Below are 1,227 nucleotides of genomic sequence, written 5' to 3' on the forward strand. Positions count from 1 at the left end.
ATGGCAAAGGAAAAGTTTGAGCGTACAAAACCGCACGTCAACATCGGCACGATTGGGCATGTTGACCACGGTAAAACCACGCTGACCGCAGCAATCACCAAGTATTTCGGTGACTTCAAAGCGTATGACCAGATTGACGGCGCGCCTGAAGAGAAGGCTCGTGGCATCACCATCTCGACCGCCCACGTGGAATACGAGACCGACGCGCGTCACTATGCGCACGTTGATTGCCCCGGCCACGCCGACTACGTCAAGAACATGATCACCGGTGCCGCGCAGATGGACGGCGCGATCCTGGTTGTGAACGCCGCTGACGGCCCGATGCCGCAGACCCGCGAGCACATCCTGCTGGGCCGCCAGGTTGGCATCCCGAAGATGGTCGTGTTCATGAACAAAGTTGACCAGGTTGACGACGAAGAGCTGCTGGAACTGGTGGAAATGGAAATCCGCGAGCTGCTGTCTTCGTATGACTACCCCGGCGACGATATTCCGATCATCGCAGGTTCGGCTCTGGCCGCGATGGAAGGCAACAACCCGGAAATCGGCGAAGAGAAGATCAAGGAACTGATGGCGGCTGTTGATGACTACATCGACACCCCTGAGCGTGCTGTTGACCAGCCGTTCCTGATGCCGATCGAAGACGTGTTCTCGATCTCGGGCCGTGGTACCGTTGTTACGGGTCGTGTTGAGCGTGGCGTGATTAACGTTGGCGACGAGATTGAAATCGTCGGCATCCGCGACACCAGCAAAACCACCTGCACCGGCGTTGAAATGTTCCGCAAGCTGCTGGACCGCGGTGAAGCGGGCGACAACATCGGCGCTCTGCTGCGTGGTGTTGACCGTGAAGGCGTTGAGCGTGGTCAGGTTCTGTGTAAGCCGGGTTCGGTTACACCGCACACCAAGTTCGAAGCCGAAGCCTATATCCTGACCAAGGAAGAAGGCGGTCGTCACACTCCGTTCTTCGCGAACTACCGTCCGCAGTTCTACTTCCGTACAACTGACGTGACCGGCACCGTGACCCTGGCCGAAGGCACCGAGATGGTCATGCCCGGCGACAACGTGTCGTTCGAGGTTGAACTGATCGCCCCGATCGCGATGGAAAACGGCCTGCGTTTCGCCATCCGCGAAGGCGGCCGCACCGTCGGCGCCGGCGTTGTGTCGAAAATCATCGAGTAAGGCGCTTACGCCAATACTCAAAGAAAGGGCGTCCCAAGGGGCGCCCTTTTT

At 58.4% G+C, this 1,227-nt stretch carries 1 protein-coding gene; it reads left to right on the top strand.

Translation table 11 applies throughout. The annotated features are described in order from the left end of the window. Nucleotides 1-1,176, top strand: a 1,176-nt coding sequence (gene tuf, locus AB1A64_RS22330; protein WP_366554363.1) for an elongation factor Tu, incomplete at its 5' end; no start/stop codon positions are given. Nucleotides 1,177-1,227 lie beyond the last annotated feature (51 nt).

This window comes from Ruegeria sp. ANG10 (assembly GCF_040705255.1).
In the GTDB taxonomy this organism is placed as follows: domain Bacteria; phylum Pseudomonadota; class Alphaproteobacteria; order Rhodobacterales; family Rhodobacteraceae; genus Ruegeria.